At 59.1% G+C, this 15476-nt stretch carries 15 protein-coding genes and 1 pseudogene; 11 read left to right on the top strand and 5 right to left on the bottom strand.

What is annotated here, in order from left to right:
* Positions 1-91 precede the first annotated feature (91 nt).
* Positions 92-382 (top strand): annotated as a pseudogene (locus tag BZL41_RS00425) (cupin domain-containing protein); the annotation flags it as partial.
* A gap of 13 nt (positions 383-395) precedes the next feature.
* On the opposite strand, the gene BZL41_RS00420 reads toward BZL41_RS00425, so the two are convergent.
* Positions 396-1595 carry an MFS transporter gene (locus BZL41_RS00420; protein WP_095597469.1) on the bottom strand — a complete coding sequence of 400 codons (1200 nt, stop codon included), beginning with the start codon at positions 1593-1595 and terminating at the stop codon, positions 396-398.
* Positions 1596-1684: 89 nt separating this feature from the next.
* Between BZL41_RS00420 and BZL41_RS00415 the strand changes: the two genes are divergently transcribed.
* The 8 genes from BZL41_RS00415 to BZL41_RS00380 all read left to right on the top strand — a co-directional run bounded on the left by BZL41_RS00415 (position 1685) and on the right by BZL41_RS00380 (position 7242).
* Positions 1685-2215 (top strand): MarR family winged helix-turn-helix transcriptional regulator, encoded by a 531-nt coding sequence (locus BZL41_RS00415; protein ID WP_095597468.1) that lies wholly within the window; start codon positions 1685-1687, stop codon positions 2213-2215.
* Between the two features lie 36 nt (positions 2216-2251).
* A complete protein-coding gene (locus BZL41_RS00410) occupies positions 2252-2704 on the top strand; it encodes a hypothetical protein (protein ID WP_095597467.1) in 453 nt (150 codons plus the stop codon).
* Between the two features lie 392 nt (positions 2705-3096).
* On the top strand, positions 3097-3744 hold the full coding sequence (locus BZL41_RS00405) for a hypothetical protein (protein WP_095597466.1): 648 nt from the start codon (positions 3097-3099) through the stop codon (positions 3742-3744).
* Complete coding sequence (locus BZL41_RS00400) at positions 3731-4240, top strand: hypothetical protein (RefSeq protein WP_095597465.1); 510 nt, start codon at positions 3731-3733, stop codon at positions 4238-4240. Before BZL41_RS00405 ends, BZL41_RS00400 begins: the two co-directional genes overlap by 14 nt.
* Positions 4241-4479: 239 nt before the next feature.
* The gene (locus BZL41_RS00395; protein WP_095597464.1) at positions 4480-5184 is read left to right on the top strand and encodes a glutathione S-transferase N-terminal domain-containing protein; all 705 of its coding nucleotides are present in this window, start codon (positions 4480-4482) and stop codon (positions 5182-5184) included.
* A gap of 105 nt (positions 5185-5289) precedes the next feature.
* Positions 5290-5547 (top strand): hypothetical protein, encoded by a 258-nt coding sequence (locus BZL41_RS00390; RefSeq protein WP_095597463.1) that lies wholly within the window; start codon positions 5290-5292, stop codon positions 5545-5547.
* Positions 5548-5556: 9 nt separating this feature from the next.
* On the top strand, positions 5557-6297 hold the full coding sequence (locus BZL41_RS00385; protein WP_095597462.1) for a zeta toxin family protein: 741 nt from the start codon (positions 5557-5559) through the stop codon (positions 6295-6297).
* A 210-nt stretch (positions 6298-6507) separates the two neighbouring features.
* A complete protein-coding gene (locus tag BZL41_RS00380) occupies positions 6508-7242 on the top strand; it encodes a carbon-nitrogen hydrolase family protein (RefSeq protein WP_095597461.1) in 735 nt (244 codons plus the stop codon).
* Here BZL41_RS00380 and BZL41_RS00375 read toward each other — a convergent pair.
* Entirely contained in the window at positions 7228-8739 is a 1512-nt protein-coding gene (locus BZL41_RS00375) for an NAD(P)/FAD-dependent oxidoreductase (protein WP_095597460.1), read from the bottom strand. The genes BZL41_RS00380 and BZL41_RS00375 overlap by 15 nt on opposite strands.
* Positions 8740-9084: 345 nt before the next feature.
* Between BZL41_RS00375 and BZL41_RS00370 the strand changes: the two genes are divergently transcribed.
* Positions 9085-10104 carry a tetratricopeptide repeat protein gene (locus BZL41_RS00370; protein WP_095597459.1) on the top strand — a complete coding sequence of 340 codons (1020 nt, stop codon included), beginning with the start codon at positions 9085-9087 and terminating at the stop codon, positions 10102-10104.
* A gap of 707 nt (positions 10105-10811) precedes the next feature.
* Here BZL41_RS00370 and BZL41_RS00365 read toward each other — a convergent pair.
* The 3 genes from BZL41_RS00365 to BZL41_RS00355 all read right to left on the bottom strand — a co-directional run bounded on the left by BZL41_RS00365 (position 10812) and on the right by BZL41_RS00355 (position 12507).
* Positions 10812-11189 (bottom strand): hypothetical protein, encoded by a 378-nt coding sequence (locus tag BZL41_RS00365; RefSeq protein WP_095597458.1) that lies wholly within the window; start codon positions 11187-11189, stop codon positions 10812-10814.
* A gap of 72 nt (positions 11190-11261) precedes the next feature.
* A complete protein-coding gene (locus tag BZL41_RS00360; protein WP_095597457.1) occupies positions 11262-11549 on the bottom strand; it encodes a YciI family protein in 288 nt (95 codons plus the stop codon).
* Positions 11550-11739: 190 nt separating this feature from the next.
* A complete protein-coding gene (locus BZL41_RS00355) occupies positions 11740-12507 on the bottom strand; it encodes a 3-hydroxybutyrate dehydrogenase (RefSeq protein WP_095597456.1) in 768 nt (255 codons plus the stop codon).
* Between the two features lie 1215 nt (positions 12508-13722).
* On the opposite strand from BZL41_RS00355, the gene BZL41_RS00345 reads away from it, so the two are divergent.
* The gene (locus BZL41_RS00345; protein WP_095597454.1) at positions 13723-15369 is read left to right on the top strand and encodes a trehalose-6-phosphate synthase; all 1647 of its coding nucleotides are present in this window, start codon (positions 13723-13725) and stop codon (positions 15367-15369) included.
* Positions 15370-15476 lie beyond the last annotated feature (107 nt).

The following is a 15476-nucleotide window of genomic DNA, read 5'->3' as shown; positions in this document are numbered from 1 at the left end:
CTCAACCGAGGACTAAACATGAGCCTCTCAAATCGTCACAGGCAGAGCCGGTGACTCATGACCACGTCCTAAGGACGTGGTTTCCCAAGTTCAAATGAACGACTACCAGTTCAAGCTGGTGAAAATCCAGGGCGACTTCATCTGGCACAGCCACGCCGACACCGACGAAACCTTCATCGTGCTGGACGGCCAACTGCGCATCGACTTCCGCGACGGCGCCGTGCATCTGTCGGCGGGCGAACTCTTCATCGTGCCCAAGGGCGTGGAGCACAAACCCTACGCTGAGAGCGAAGTGCAGTTGATGCTGATCGAACCGCGCGGCGTACTCAATACCGGCGCGGAAGGCGGCGAGCGCACGGCGCAGAACGACGTGTGGATTTGAGCTAGTGCGTCCCTCAGCCACGCCCGGTGTTCATCAGCGGCTCTTCACTCGCCATCTCAAGGCGGATGTCGGGCGACAACCTCAACGCCATCGCCAGCAGCACCACGACGCCAATCGCCATCACACCCCAGGCCTGGGTCAGGTCAGCGGTGCGTTCGCGAATCAACCCGGCGAGCAGGGGCATGCCGCTGGCGATGATATAGCCGCCGCCCTGCACAAACCCCATTAGCGCCCCGGCACTGTTCGGATCGCCGACATGATCCATGGTCACGATCAACGACAGCGGAAACAGCGCACCAATACCCAGCCCCAGCAGCAGCATCGCGGGGATCGCCAGGCTCTCCGGCGCAAGCATCAAACAGGCGAGTCCCGTAAGCAGCATCGAGAGGACACCCAGCAAGGGAATACGTCGATCCGGAAAGGCGCCGACGAATGCCGATACCAGAAGGCCGGCCAGTACCTCCGTCAGGGTCAACCCGCCCAGCAGCAGGCCGCTGTCAGCCGCGCTCCAGCCAAGCGCCGTGAAGAAGGGTGGTAACCAGGCCAGCACAAGGGTATACGCGCCGGTGCCGATGCCGAAAAAGACCATCAGCAGCCACGCTCGCGGGGAGCGCAGTGGTAACCGTGCTCCGGTTCGCGCCTCTTCCTCGGGCTGGCTACCTGCCGACCACCACCAGAGCAATGCTGCGATGAACGCCGGCACAGCCCAGAGAGCCAACAGCGGTGACCAGCCGAACCATGCAGCCAATGGCGATGCCGAGGAGGCCGCCAACGCCGCGCCGCCCATGATGGCGGTGGTATAGAGCCCCATCAGCAATCCAATGCGATGGGGAAAGCGTCGCTTGATGAAGCTCGGCAGCAGCGCCTGGACCAATGCGATCCCCAGTCCACCCAAGGCCGCCGTGAACACCAGCCCGGTACCGCTCTCCAGCACGCCACGCAACGCACAGGCGGCAGCCACCACACCGACACCAAGACAGACGCCCCGCCGCTCTCCCAGCGTTCCTTGCAGCCGAGCTCCAGCCAGCGCGCACAGGCCCATGGCGAAGACCGGCAGTGTCGTGAGCAGCCCCGCTCCGGCGTTACCCAGGCCGGTGGCCTGCTGGATCTCGTCCAACAGAGGACCAATGGCCGCCAGGATCGGCCGAAGATTGAGCCCCAAAAGCACGATGATGGCGATGAGCAGCCCATCCGCACGCCGAACAGATAGCATAGACAGCTCCCGTTCCCCTCAGGGGGAATCCGCTTGGCAAAAATAACTCGACAAAAAGTATCTTACCATCAAGACAAATAGGCGAAGCAATGGTTGACCGAGCAGAACAGGCCGCCGCCCAATGGCAGCGGGAACGTCCCGATCTGGACGCTTTTCCCATGCAAGTCCTCGGACGATTGCTGGAAGCGGGTCAGTTGCTCTCCCGCGATCACCTCAACCCACTGTTCGCCCGCTTCGGACTGCATCCCGGTGAGTTCGATGTCCTGGCTACCCTGCGGCGCTCAGGCAGCCCTTTCACGCTGACCCCAACCTCACTGTACGAAGCGCTGATGGTTTCCTCGGGGGGCATGACCAACCGTATCGATCGCCTGGAGCGCGCCGGCTTCATCGAACGCCAGAAGCACCCCACCGACCGCCGCGGCACCCTGGTGGCCTTGACCCAGGACGGGTTGACCCTGATCGATGAATTGATGGAATTACATGTGGAAAACGAGCGCCGCGTATTGGCCACGCTGGACGAAGCCGAACAACGCCAGCTCGACCAACTGCTCCGCAAGCTGATACTCGGCATGGCCGCCATCCCCTCCGAGGACACTGGACAGCCCGGCGCCACCGACTAGGCTTGCCCCGCCAACAAGAACTAGAAGGAGCCGCCCATGCGCCCCCCACAACAGGAAGCCCCACAGCCGCTGACCCACCTCGTCCAGCAGATCGCCGAGTACGGCACGATCCGCGAGCATTTCCACCATCTCTGCGCAACCTTCAGCGAGTACTGCGCCCACGTCGACATTCCCGGCCTCGCCGGGGAACACGACGCCAACCGCGACGAGTACCGCATCAGCGTGCTTGACCGCGTAGTGAAGCTGGTGCTCTCCCCCCGCGCCCTGGACAGCGCACTCTGTGGCCATGTCCAGAGCATCGAATGCGTGCCCGGCGCCGAACGCCTGGTGGGCTCGTTCATCCTCGGCTCCACCGGCGATGTGACCGACGAGCACGGCGCTGTCCAATTCACTGTCGGAGCGCAATCCAGGGCCGCCCAGCTCACCTTTCTCGGCAATCTCATCTACAAGTTCCTGGGCCGCTCCAAACCGATCGCCAAGGGCGAGTGACAGCATCGAATAGCAAAAGGCTTACACGCGCCGGTGGCAATCGACCATTTTTTCGCAGCCGGCCGATACGTAATCTATGTCAATCCTCTGATGCGCAGGACGCGCATTCAGGATCAAGGAAGATCGACCATAGCCGGGATGGCTTACCGACAGGAGGTTGGAATGGTCAGGAAAAAACCCGCTTCGGCGGGTTTTTGTTTTGCCCCAGCTCCCCCCTGAAGACTCCTAGTTGGCATCTGGATATCGAAACTACCCGGGAAGTAGGGGTGGATGGTGTAAACACAATCATCCTATCGATACTATGGCCAGCCACCTGCCTTTGCCCTTCTACCAATGATGCACGGGCCGGGAGCGGGACAGACCAAAGAGCCATTCACCTTATCCTGAACCCCATGACCACTACAGCCCAGAGCATTACTGCCATCCTCAAAAAAGCAGGAATAGCCTTCCAGCCACTGCCCAAGGATTGGAACAATTCCAGCCTGGACCAGATCTTTCGTCACATGATGCCCGAGCGTATCTGCGAGTTCGACCCGGCTTGCATCGTCGAGCCGGTGGACTACGTGGGCATTCTGGCGGCATTCGCACAAGCTACTCTGGGCGAGTTCTCACCCGAAAGCCCTCGTGCCGAGGGACGTGCGGGTGGCACGATCATTCTGGAGTTCGTACATGCGGAGCAGGTCATCCGCTTCAAATTCAAGCAAGATGGCCGCTGGGTGGCCGACGCGTTCTACGTGCAACTTCGCAAGTTCTGCAAAAAACACCTGACCGGAAACTATCTGAGTGTGGACACAAACGTCTCCACAGATGTTTATCTGCCGCACAAGGTCATCTCCCAGATCGAGAAGAAGACCCGCGCGTTCGATGACGTGGATACGCTGCTGCAATTCGTGCTGTCGGGTGCGTCCGACGGCGACCTGATGCGCGCGCGATCATCTTTCCTGGCAGGTGAAGGCGGGCTATACCCGCTCCGGCGAAAGCCTGCTGACCGCGCTGGCCAAATCGGATGCTGGGACGGACACCTTCATGTATGCCTTTGAAACATTCGACTTTCCCTGTCTACCCAACCGCTATGGCGAATCGGTATTGGAGCTGGCGCAGCGCTTTCGTGGCCTTGATTTGAAACGCCAGTACTACGGAGAGGGCGAAAAAACCCTGGGTTACGCTGAAATCCGTGAGATGTGGGAAGAGCGGCTGTGGCACAACAATCTTCCCGAATACATGCAGGTCATCAATGCGCTGGATCCAGACTTGGCTTCCATGCGCTTCCCCTCTGGGGGAAACCTGTTCGGCATCGCACTGTGCCACGCCCCCGTGTTTGACCTCTGGTCTGATGCCGCCGAACTGAGCTACAGCAGACCCGACAAGGTATACACCGTGCACCTGTTGACCATGGGGCCAGACGGTGGTGCTTTGTACCAGGAAATCCCGGTCGACCGCGCCGATGTGGTGATCGACTTGCTGCGGCGTTATTGCCGCCGCACATTGTGGACGGTCCCTGGGCAGGACGGCGCATGGCTGGTCGCTCAAGAGTAGCTATGCCATCCCAGCAAATGCGCTTGAAAATATCTTTATTGCGCACATTCTCTTCTTTTGCCTGCGAAAAAGTCGGGCGACGCATGAGCTCTCCAGTCAACGCTTGCATCGAAGACGCATGACAGAGGACAGTTGCACGCTTCCGGCAGTCATCCGCCCGCTCGACGGACAGCCTGAGTCACGACCGGCCCTGCGGATGTCCAATGCCCTGTCCGTCCTGTCATCCCCAAGGAGCCCGCATGACCGACCTGTCCGTCTTCCCCATCACCCGCAAATGGCCCGCCAGCCACCCGGACCGCCTGCAGCTCTACTCCCTGCCCACGCCCAACGGGGTCAAGGTCTCCATCATGCTGGAAGAGACCGGCCTGCCCTACGAGCCGCACCTGGTCAGCTTCGACACCAACGACCAAATGTCCCCGGAGTTCCTCTCCCTCAACCCGAACAACAAGATCCCCGCCATCATCGACCCCAACGGCCCGGACGGCCGCCCGCTGCCGCTGTTCGAGTCCGGCGCGATCCTGATCTACCTCGCCGACAAGACCGGCCAACTCATCCCGCAGGATGCCGTCTGCCGCTACCAGACCATCCAGTGGCTGATGTTCCAGATGGGCGGCATCGGCCCGATGTTCGGCCAGGTCGGCTTCTTCCACAAATTCGCCGGCCGCGAATACGAAGACAAACGCCCGCTGCAACGCTACCTCGACGAATCCAAGCGTTTGCTCAACGTGCTCGACCGGCACCTGGAAGGCCGCGCCTGGATCATGGGCGACACCTACACCATCGCCGACATCGCCACCTTCCCCTGGATACGCAACCTGATCGGCTTCTACGAAGCCGGCGAACAGGTGGAAATCGAGCTCTTCGGCAACGTCACCCGCGTGCTGGATGCCTTCCTCGCCCGCCCGGCGGTGGAGCGGGGGTTGGGGATTCCGAAGCGGGGGTAAAGATGGAGCGAGGTCTGCTGGACGGGCCTCGCCTTGTATGGTTTCCTCTCAGCCTCTGTGATATACGCATCTCATTCTCTCACTCGGCCGAACCGGAGTTCGCTCATGTCGAGAAAAACGGAAAAGCGTGAAATGACTGAGCATCAGATAAGTGTTCAGGAATCCCGTATACCCGATATCGCACTCAAGGCATTCAGCAATGCCTATCAGACGGCAATCGCCAATGGCGCCTCCGTTCTGGTCGCCCAAGACGGGCAACTGCTGGAGGTCACTCGAAACAGCCGGCAAGTCCTGCGCTCTATCGAAGGGTATGGCCACCTGAAAAGCGGTACTCGATTGACGATCAAAAAAAGAAACAGCTAAGGCCCTTTCTTGAGCACGCCGCGGATACGGATATTTGCAGGCCCCAACGGTTCAGGCAAAAGCACTTTCAATCGGCTGATTCCTGCCCATCTTCTGGGCAAGTACATCAACCCTGACGATATCGAACGCTCCATCAGGGAAACGGGCTATTTCGATTTTCCGACTTATGCCATCGCAGCGCATAAATACGATGCTATCGCGCTCCTTCGTCAGCATCCCGTCCTGACCAAATCCCCTAAGTCACTTGCAAAGATCGATGGTCTGTCCGTCGAAGGCGACAGGCTTCGTTTCCCGAATGCTGCCGTGGACTCCTATGTCGCCTCGGCGCTGTCGGACTTCGTTCGCCAATCCTTGATCAAGGAAGGCGTGAGCTTCACCTTCGAGACAGTCATGTCGTCACGGGACAAGATCGATCTTTTGAAGAAGGCGAAAAAGGCCGGCTATCGGGTTTATGTCTACTACGTCGCCACAGTCGATCCGGAAATCAACGTCGCACGGGTTGCTTACCGAGTCAGCCAAGGTGGCCACGACGTTGCCCCAGATAAAATCAGAGCCCGCTACAAGCGTTCGCTGGAATTGTTATCCGAAGCAATTTTGATTTCCAACCGAGCCTACATCTTCGACAACTCCGACGAAGGTAAAGGAGAGCTCACACATATCGCCGAAATCACCGAGGGTGACATGCTCGAAATCAAATCCGACATACAACCCCCCTGGTTCAAAACCTATGTCATCGATAAGTTGACCTGACCGACCAAGCATGGTGCGTGCGAGTCCAAGCTTTTATGTGCTCGACACTTACTCCACACATATATGTCCGCACGTCCCGCTCCCTCTCCCGTTCACGGGAAAGGGCTGGGGAGAGGGGCGCTTTCCCGGACAAGCACATATGCCAGGAAAACGTACCCGCGCTCTTGAAAGCCAACAGCCCTCGGATACGCACCGCAAGGAACCCACACCATGAAACTCTGCGCCGCCCAGCTCGCCTCGGTCTCCGGCGACCTCCGGCAGAATCTCGACAAGCACCGCCGCTTCGTGGAGCAGGCCACGCGGCTCGGCGCCGAGTTGATCCTCTTCCCGGAACTCTCGCTGACCCGCTACGAAACCGCCCGGGCCAGGGAGCTGGCGCTGCCCTGGGACAGCCCGGTGCTGGATGAGCTCCAGCATCTCAGCGATGCCCATCGGATCATCATCGGCGCCGGGCTTCCCACATCGGCGCCGGAAGGCACCCGCATCAGCATGCTGATCGTCCAGCCGAACACGCCTCGGGCGATTTACTCCAAGCAGCAGCTCCACGGCGACGAGCTGCCCTACTTCGTCCCCGGCGACCGTCAGGTACTGATCCGCGCTGACGATACCGTGCTGGCACCGGCCATCTGCTACGAGTCCCTGCAACCCGACCACGCCGAACAGGCCGCCCGCCTGGGCGCGAACATCTACCTGGCCAGCGTGGCCAAGTCCGCCAACGGAGTCCGCAACGGCTATCGGCACTACCCCGAGGTCGCACGGCGGCATGGGATGACGGTATTGCTGGCCAACAGCGTCGGCCCCGTGGACGGCTTCGTCACAGCCGGGCAATCGGCCGTCTGGAACAGCCGGGGCGAACGGCTGGGGCAGTTGGGGGATGAAGAAGGCCTCCTCCTGTTCGATACGCTCAGCGAAGCAGTGAGCGCCCACCCCTCACCCTTGCGGTGAAATCGAAGGCGTGGGCGTTGCCTCGATTGCGTCCGGCACTGGCGACGCCCCGGAGAACACCAGCGCCTCATCCGGGATCGGCTGCTCCAGCAGCATCACCCGGTCCCGCTCGTAGCTGTGCAGCACCCGCCACGGCAGATGCCGCCCCTGCCGGGGCAACACCGCCTGCCCACGCTGGACATAGCCGGAGCGCAGCGAACTCATCACACTCTCCTCCAGCACCTCGCCCTCCGGTGCCTTCGGGGTGAACACCGCCCGCCCCGTCTCGCGCATGTAGCGATAGAGCCGGCACAGGTAGGCCGCGGCGATATCCGCCTTCAGCGTCCAGGAGGCATTGGTATAGCCGAAGATGTAACCGAAGTTGGGCACGTCCTGCACCAGCACGCCCTTGTAGGTCAGCCGCTCGTGGATCGGCTGCACCACGCCATCCACATCCACCGTCACCCCGCCACAGGCCTGCAAACGCAACCCGGTGGCGGTGATCACGATATCCGCCTCCAGCTCCCGCCCGGACGCCAGACGGATGCCCCGCTCGGTGAAGGTCTCGATTCGGTCGGTGACCACCGAGGCTTTTCCCTCGCGCAGCACCTCGAACAGATCGGCGTTCGGCACGGCACACAAGCGCTCGTCCCATGGGTTGTACGGCGGCGTGAAGTGCCGCATGTCCACCGCCCCGCCCAACCGCTTGCGCACCCCGGCCAGCAACAGCCGCCGCACCAACCCCGGCCAGCGCTTCGCCGCCTTGAACATCGTCCGCTGCAAAAAGATGTTGCGCCGCCGCGCCCAGGCATAGACCAATCGATCCGGCAGGAACCGCCGAAGCACCTCCGACAGCTTGTCGTAGGCCGGCACCGAAAACACATAGCTCGGCGAGCGCTGCAGCATCGTCACATGGGCGGCCCGCTCCGCCATCGCCGGCACCAGTGTCACCGCCGTTGCGCCGCTGCCAATCACAACCACCCGCTTGCCGCTGTAATCCAAGTCCTCCGGCCATTGCTGCGGGTGGATGCGCAGCCCCTGGAAGCGCCCTACACCCGGGAAATCCGGCAGATAGCCGGCGTCGTAGTCGTAATAGCCGGTACAGGCAATCAGCAGCGTGCAGGTGAAGGAACGCTCCTGCCCGCTCGCCTCCTCCAGCGCCGTCACCGTCCACTCGCGCCGCTCGCTGGACCAGGAAAACCGCGTCGCCTTCAGACCGAAACGAATCTTCTCCTCTACCCCATACTCCCGCGCCGTTTCCACCACATAACGCCGGATCGACGGCCCATCCGCCAGCACCTTCAGCTCGTTCCAGGGGCGGAACGAATAGCCGAAGCTGAACATATCCGAATCCGACCGCACCCCCGGATAACGAAACAAATCCCACGTCCCGCCAATCGCCTGCCGCCGCTCGATGATCCCAACCCGCGCTTCCGGCACCTGCATCGCCAACTGACACGCCATCCCAATGCCCGACAACCCGGCACCGATCACCAGCACATCGAAATGCTCCTGCATGGCGCGCCTCCCGTTTGGCTTCTACCTTCGAGATGCACGGCATCCCGACCTTCAGGCGAGGCTAGATCATTTGGCGCGGGAGTGCTGCTGGTCGTTTGGATGGGAGATTGTTTGCCCCTGCTGGAGACGCATCCGCTTCAAATTCGCTGAAATGCGTTTCCTCGCGTCCAGTACGTGAGGGGATTGGTGCGAGCTTTTCATGCAGCGAGACTGGCCTGTCGCTGCGTATATATCTACAGCTCAACAATCCACTGCTTTTGCATCTCCATGAGGGCAGAATGAGCCTGCCATCTGAGGCTGCTAGCCTTGCCCGGCACGGCAGCGGATATAAAAAAGGAAAAACCCATGAAAGGACGAATTTCTGTCATTGCATCGTTTCTTTTGTCTGGTTGTGCAACGAGTTACTACAACCCAAACATAACTGACGCTGGGGCGCTTGAGCGTCAGCGCATCATTGACGAAGGCTACTGCACACAGGTGGCTGCTGGTTCTGTACCGATGCCGGAGGTACGTCACTACCAGTCAGGGATACAGAATTACCAGATCACCGGAAACACCCGCACATACGGTTCGGATGGTTACTCGGCAAACTCGTACTATTCCGGCAATGTCACTGCCTATCCAAGCTCCGGAGATGCATTCTCAGCCGGCATGGCCAACGGCATGAACATGGGCGCAGCTATCCGGGCGGGCCAGGAGAGAAAGCAGGTCATGCAGGGGTGCATGTACTCGCTTGGTTGGACCACGGACAAGCATGCAACCACCACCCTTACTCCGGCATCGACAAAAGCTAAAACCCAAGGTGAAGAGTTTTTTGAGATCGCCTTGGCCGACGCCGAGGCTGGCGATCCGAAGATGCAAACCAGGGTTGCTACCGCCTACATGGAAGGGAAGGACGCACCGAAGGATCTGCAAGAAGCCATCCGCTGGCTAGACAAGGCTTCGGCTCAAGGCTATTCAGAAGCCTCGTTCCAATTGGCATACATCTACTCGGGGCGTGTTGATCCGCAGTACGCCGACACGCAGATGATGCTTCTGAGTATTCAAAAGGCCGCAGAACAGGGCGAGGGCATGGCTCAGAGCATGCTGGGAAGCATGTATTACTCCGGAAGCAACGGACTGCCTCAAGACACAGGGAAAGCCATCGAGTGGTACAAGAAGGCATGCGGCAACAACGATGCTAACGGGTTTCTGGGCATGGGCACTCTCTATGCGCTTGGTCATGGCCTGAAGAAAGACCCGATCCAAGCTCACAGGTTTTTCACGAAATCTGAGGAATTGGGCAATCCCGAAGCAGCCGAGTATCGCAAGATGCTTGAGGAGCACATGACGGAAGCCCAAATCCGAGAAGCCAATGGCCTTTAAGGCACGCCCACAAAATCCCCACGCAGGCTTCCGCGCGCGTATGACTCTCTAAATCATCAGAGCATGCCCCTGGCAGCCGTACAAAACTGCCAGCCTGCAACCAACCAGGCTGGCTACTTTCGCGCTTCGCGGGCCAGTTTTTCTTCGATGGCCAAGCAGACTCCGACCGATTGCCTTTGCGGGATGTTTGGCGGTCGGAGAGAGTGCCAACCATAGGTCCTCCGCTCTCTCATAGTTGCGCTCAGTAAACGATGCGTGTCTTCTTGCCATGGTGTGCCCCCGTGCAGTAGCGTCCTTTTCGCATAAAAAAGCCCCGAGAGGTAAACCGTAATGGGACTCTCAGTTGCGATGGGTAGCGTTTCACTTGACCTATCCTACTTATTCGCAAAAACGGGTTACGGGCTTCAGGCCGACTGGCCGCTCATGGCCGATTCTGTTGAAAAAGTCGGTTTCTGAGAGCGCTGCTTATTGGCAGCTCAAAAAACGCTCGATTCCAGCGTTGCTACGTAAAAACCAAGGCAGTTTTGTCTTCTGAGTGCACCAGATTTCAACGTCGCTCACGCTCTTTCATGGGTAAAAATTGCGACGGGACTTTTTCAACAGAATCGGCCGATAGCTGCCACCCTCAACCGCAAGATCATGACGCAGAGCGTCACAGGATGCATTCCCACGCGGAGCGTGGGAACGATCTGTAATCTGCGGGCTTGTCAGGCAGGTGCACTACGATGGAATCCGAGATACAGGTCTTTGAGAGGTTCCGGCAGTTGCGTCCAATAGGGCGCAGCCTTATTGCCCGGGACTTGCCAGAAAAGATTCTCAACGAAGGAAACATCGATGCAGTTGTGCGCTTCCGGCGTGCAGTCTCTCAAGCAACCGGCCATGAACGTGAATAAAGAGGAATGTGCTGAATAGTCCACTCCCTGGTTCATTTCCGTGTTCAGTACGTTGGCCAGGCTCCCGAACCAGGAATAGGCGAAGTCAGGACTCACGTCTCCCCACAGCCGTGCATGCGCTCGATCCGTCTTGATGGTGATGTCAGGAAAGCGATGCCTGGCTGCGGCGTACAACTCTGCGATGGTTTTCACTTCATTCTCTTTGCACGCGCCGCGCAGATGTTCCCACGCAAAGCATGGGAACGCTCCGTCGGTCCGCGCAGCTTAGTCCAGCAGGAACTTCAAGCGCTCATCCGCCTTCGCCGCGCTGATTTCGAGGATTTGTGCCTCGACCACCTGTTCGGCCACGAAGGGATCGTCGTTGACGCGGGTTTGCAGGTCGAGCAGCGAGGTGTTGTGGGCGATGACGCAGCCGCCGCGCTTGGGTTGGAGGCTGCCGACGAGCAGGAATACGCCGTCGTCGAAGCCGCGTTTGATCCAGGCGTTGTGACCTTCCATGAACTGGCTGGCCTTGTCTTTGTGGGTTGAGAACGTGAGCAGTACGACGAACATCGGGCCTATCCTCCTGATGGCTGTGGGGTACATTCCGTTGTGGGTCTGGGCAACGGTGCGGTATCGCTGGCGCGTACCGGCCGTAAGGTATAGCCCGGTTGTTTCAGGCTGGCTAGCCGGGAAATGACGCGGAGCGTCACGGGCTGCATTCCCACGCGGAGCGTGGGGACGATCCATCCACGCGCCCGCCTCACTGCGCCAGCCAGCCGCCATCCATGTTCCAGGCGGCGCCACGGACCTGCTCGGCTGCCGGGCTGCAGAGAAACAGCGCCAGTTCGCCCAGTTGCTGCGGAGTGACGAAGGCCTGGGACGGCTGTTTTTCCGCCAGCAGTGCCGTGCGCGCGCCGTCGAGGGACTCGCCGGCGGCGACACGCGCGTCGATCTGCTGCTGCACGAGCGGGGTGAGCACCCAGCCGGGGCAGATGGCATTGCAGGTCACGCCGCTCAAGGCGGCTTCCAGCGCCACCACCTTGGTCAGCCCGAGCACACCGTGCTTGGCTGCGACGTAGGCTGCCTTGCCGACTGAGCCGACGCTGCCATGCACCGAGGCGACGTTGATAATGCGCCCCCAGTTCTGCTCACGCATGCCGGGCAAGGCCAGTTGCGTGCAGTGAAAGACCGCCGTGAGGTTGAGCGCGATCACCGCGTCCCAGCGCTCCATGGGGAAACTTTCCACGGGCGAGACGTGTTGTATCCCGGCGTTGTTGACCAGAATGTCGACACGACCGAAATCGCGGCGGGCGTAGTCGAACAAATCCTCGATCTGCGCGCGGTCGCCAAGGTCGGCAGCGTGATAGCCGACCCGGCCGCCGAAGCTGGAAAGCGGGTCGGCCGCCGCCTGCCAATCGCCGAAGCCATTGAGGATGACGTTGGCGCCGCTGCGGGCAAGTACCTCGGCAATTCCCAGGCCGATGCCGCTGGTCGAGCCGGTGACCAGGGCGGTTTTTCCACTGAGCATAAGGGGCCTCCTTATCGGGCATCCACATTGTCGCTACGGCTTTTTTGCCCACGTCCGTCCTGGCAGCGCCTGCCAGGGCAGCGCCGTGGATGGGGTGAACCTGGAAAAGTTCGAGTCCCAGGAGAGGACCCGCGCTCAGACTTACAGGGCTTCGCGCAGCCTCGGGCTCGCGACGTGGAACCGTCGCGCCTCCAGCCGTTTCGGTTGCACGATGAGTGATGCGGAAGGCAGCGGAATACCTGGGGGAGCCATGGGAGCGATTCCTTTTGTTGTTGTTTTCTCGTGCGCTCTGGGGCACGTCGACTTCCGACGTCGAGTCCGACACGCACTAGCTTTCCTAAGAGCGAAAGGCATGCCAGCTCGGCCGACTTCGCTACGAAAAGACCACGGATCGGCAGCAGGCCAGGAACTATGCGGTTTTGCGCCGCCCAACCCAGGACGTCGGCCGGGTGTGGCGGTGAAAGAGAGGTGTCCGGGAATCTGGACATGTTCAGTCGGGCGACTGCCGGATGCTGCGCTTGTCCAGTTTTCTGGACGCGCCGTTCAGCGCACATTCAGGCCATGCTGCTATTTGCTGTACAGGGTTGTGGGAGTGGCCATGCCACACGGGCCAGGCCGCTCCCGGTCGAACGGAACGTACTGGGCAATGACTGTCAGTCAGTGCATTGTCCGGCCTCGAAGTAGCCGCTTGCGGTTTGCTTCACCCAGGTGCTCGCCCCGGAGAGACTGCCCAGGTAATCGTTGCCGCCGACGGTGTAGTAGCCGTAATAGGCGCGCCCGGCCGCGCCCGGGAGATTGGATGTCCAGAAATCGAGACTGCACGTCCATTGGCCCCGTCTGAGGGTATTTATCGAGGGCACCATACCCATCGAAGGAGCTCGCTCACGAAAACCGTGACCCGATGATGAAGTTCCGTCATATCCTCATCAACCCAAATTTCAGATTTCATATTTTTTGAAGTATTCGCCAAAAAAGAACAACACTGCGAGCCACTTCCGCTCCCCTTCGAATACAGCTCTCGTATTCCCTGATGCATTGCCATATCAATGCAATCACTTTAACCACCCCTAGCCACCACACAATGCAAAAGATACGGCGAAAAGAATTAATTTTTCGCCATAGCGCCAGAACCAAAGCGAACATTTCACCACTTACCCACCCCGCACACACTGTGCGGCGGATGATTTATCTTTTGTTTTTCTGGAAAGGACTACCATGCCAAGCATAACGCCCATACTCCCCAAAGCGTCTATCCACGAAGTAGAGGCGCAAACCTGCTCCACGCCCCAAAATTTATCTTTTAAAACGCTCGATGAAGCGCGCACGCATGTCGCCCGCGAAATGTTCATCGACAAGAAACAGGCACAAGACTACTTACAGAGCATTACAGAAAACCCTGAAAAACATATTGACGCGCAAAGCTTGAAACTTCTGAAAACTGCAATCTCAGAAGAAACAGCAAAACTTCCTGAACGACTGGTCGTCGTATCCAACCGAATGATAGATCCCAAAAAACCAGCGGCGGGCGGCCTTGCCGTGGCGTTGGGGGAAACCATGAAAGAGGCCAATGGCCTGTGGTTCGGTTGGAGTGGGAATAAAAAGGAGGCGCCCATCCGGGAGGGGGTTCACATGCAACCCTATGGGAAAACCACGCTGGCCGGAATCGATCTCAATAAACACCAACAGGAAAATTACTACTCGGGATATTTCAACTCCGTGCTTTGGCCTACGATGCATGACAGCCCGGAGCTGGCCGAATTCAAGCCTGAATATTTTGAGACCTACATGCAGGTCAACAAACTATTTGCAGCGAAACTGGCTCCCATGCTGAAGGAGGATGACGTTCTATGGATACATGATTTCCACCTCGCCCCACTGGCCAAGGAACTGCGTGAGCAGGGCTGCAAGCAACAGATTGGATTTTTCAACCATACGCCATTTCCCTCCCCCGAGCTGTTCGAAAAAATTCCGCACCAGCGAGCGCTGACGGAGGCGATGCTTGCCTTCGATCTTATTGGCATGCAAGTACCAAAAGATATAAATAACTTTTGCAAACATATCGAAACCCAGGGCTTTGGCAAAATGGTCGACGGCGGTCATATCGACGCAACTGACCGAAAAGTGAAGGTCCAAGACTTCCCGATTGGCATCGATCTATTGAGCTTCAGATCACTCAAGCCAGGCCCAGACTCTGAATGGATTTTGGGGAAAGTTGAAAAAGAAGCCCAAAAATCACGCACATTGCTGATCGGAGCCGAGCGACTCGACTACACCAAGGGGGTTCCGGTGCGTTTGGAAGCATTCGGCAGCCTGCTGAGCAACCGACCCGATCTCCACGGGAAGGTGACATTGGTCCAGATCGCCGCGCCCTCCAGAGGGGACATCCAGGCCTATCAGGCGCTGATAGAGAAAACCGACAGACTGGTCAAAGAGATAAACAACCAGTTTGGCAATGAGGATTGGGAGCCCGTGATGTACATCAACGAGTCGGTCAACCGCAATGCGTTGCCCAAGTTGTACTCGATGAGCCGCGTTGGCATCGTGAGTTCAGTGGCCGATGGAATGAACCTTGTCGCCAAGGAATATATCGCCGCACAGAACCCGGAGAACCCGGGTGTGCCTATTATTTCAAAAGGCGCCGGAGCCGCGGCCCAACTCCACCAGGCGCTCCTGTTTCCTTCCAATAATCGAGCCGCGTTGGCCGCAGCCTACGAGCAGGCATTGGAGATGCCAATCGAAGAGCGCAAGAGTCGATACGTCCCGCTCATGCGCAACGTCGAGCAGGAAGATTTGCCCCATTGGCGCAATAGCTATCTGAAAACGCTGTACTCAATGAGGGATTCTGCTACGCCTGAACAATAGCCTGCCGGATTTCCGCGACGCGCTTCGGTATTCATTGATCGCGAATGAACTCGCTCCCACATGGCGGCCGACGCTGTTGTTGTAGGAGCGAGCTTGCTCGCGAATGG

The sequence above is a fragment of the Pseudomonas sp. PIC25 genome (assembly GCF_002286785.1).
Classification (GTDB): Bacteria; Pseudomonadota; Gammaproteobacteria; order Pseudomonadales; family Pseudomonadaceae; genus Pseudomonas_M.
This window is presented reverse-complemented; position numbering and strand designations above follow the sequence as displayed.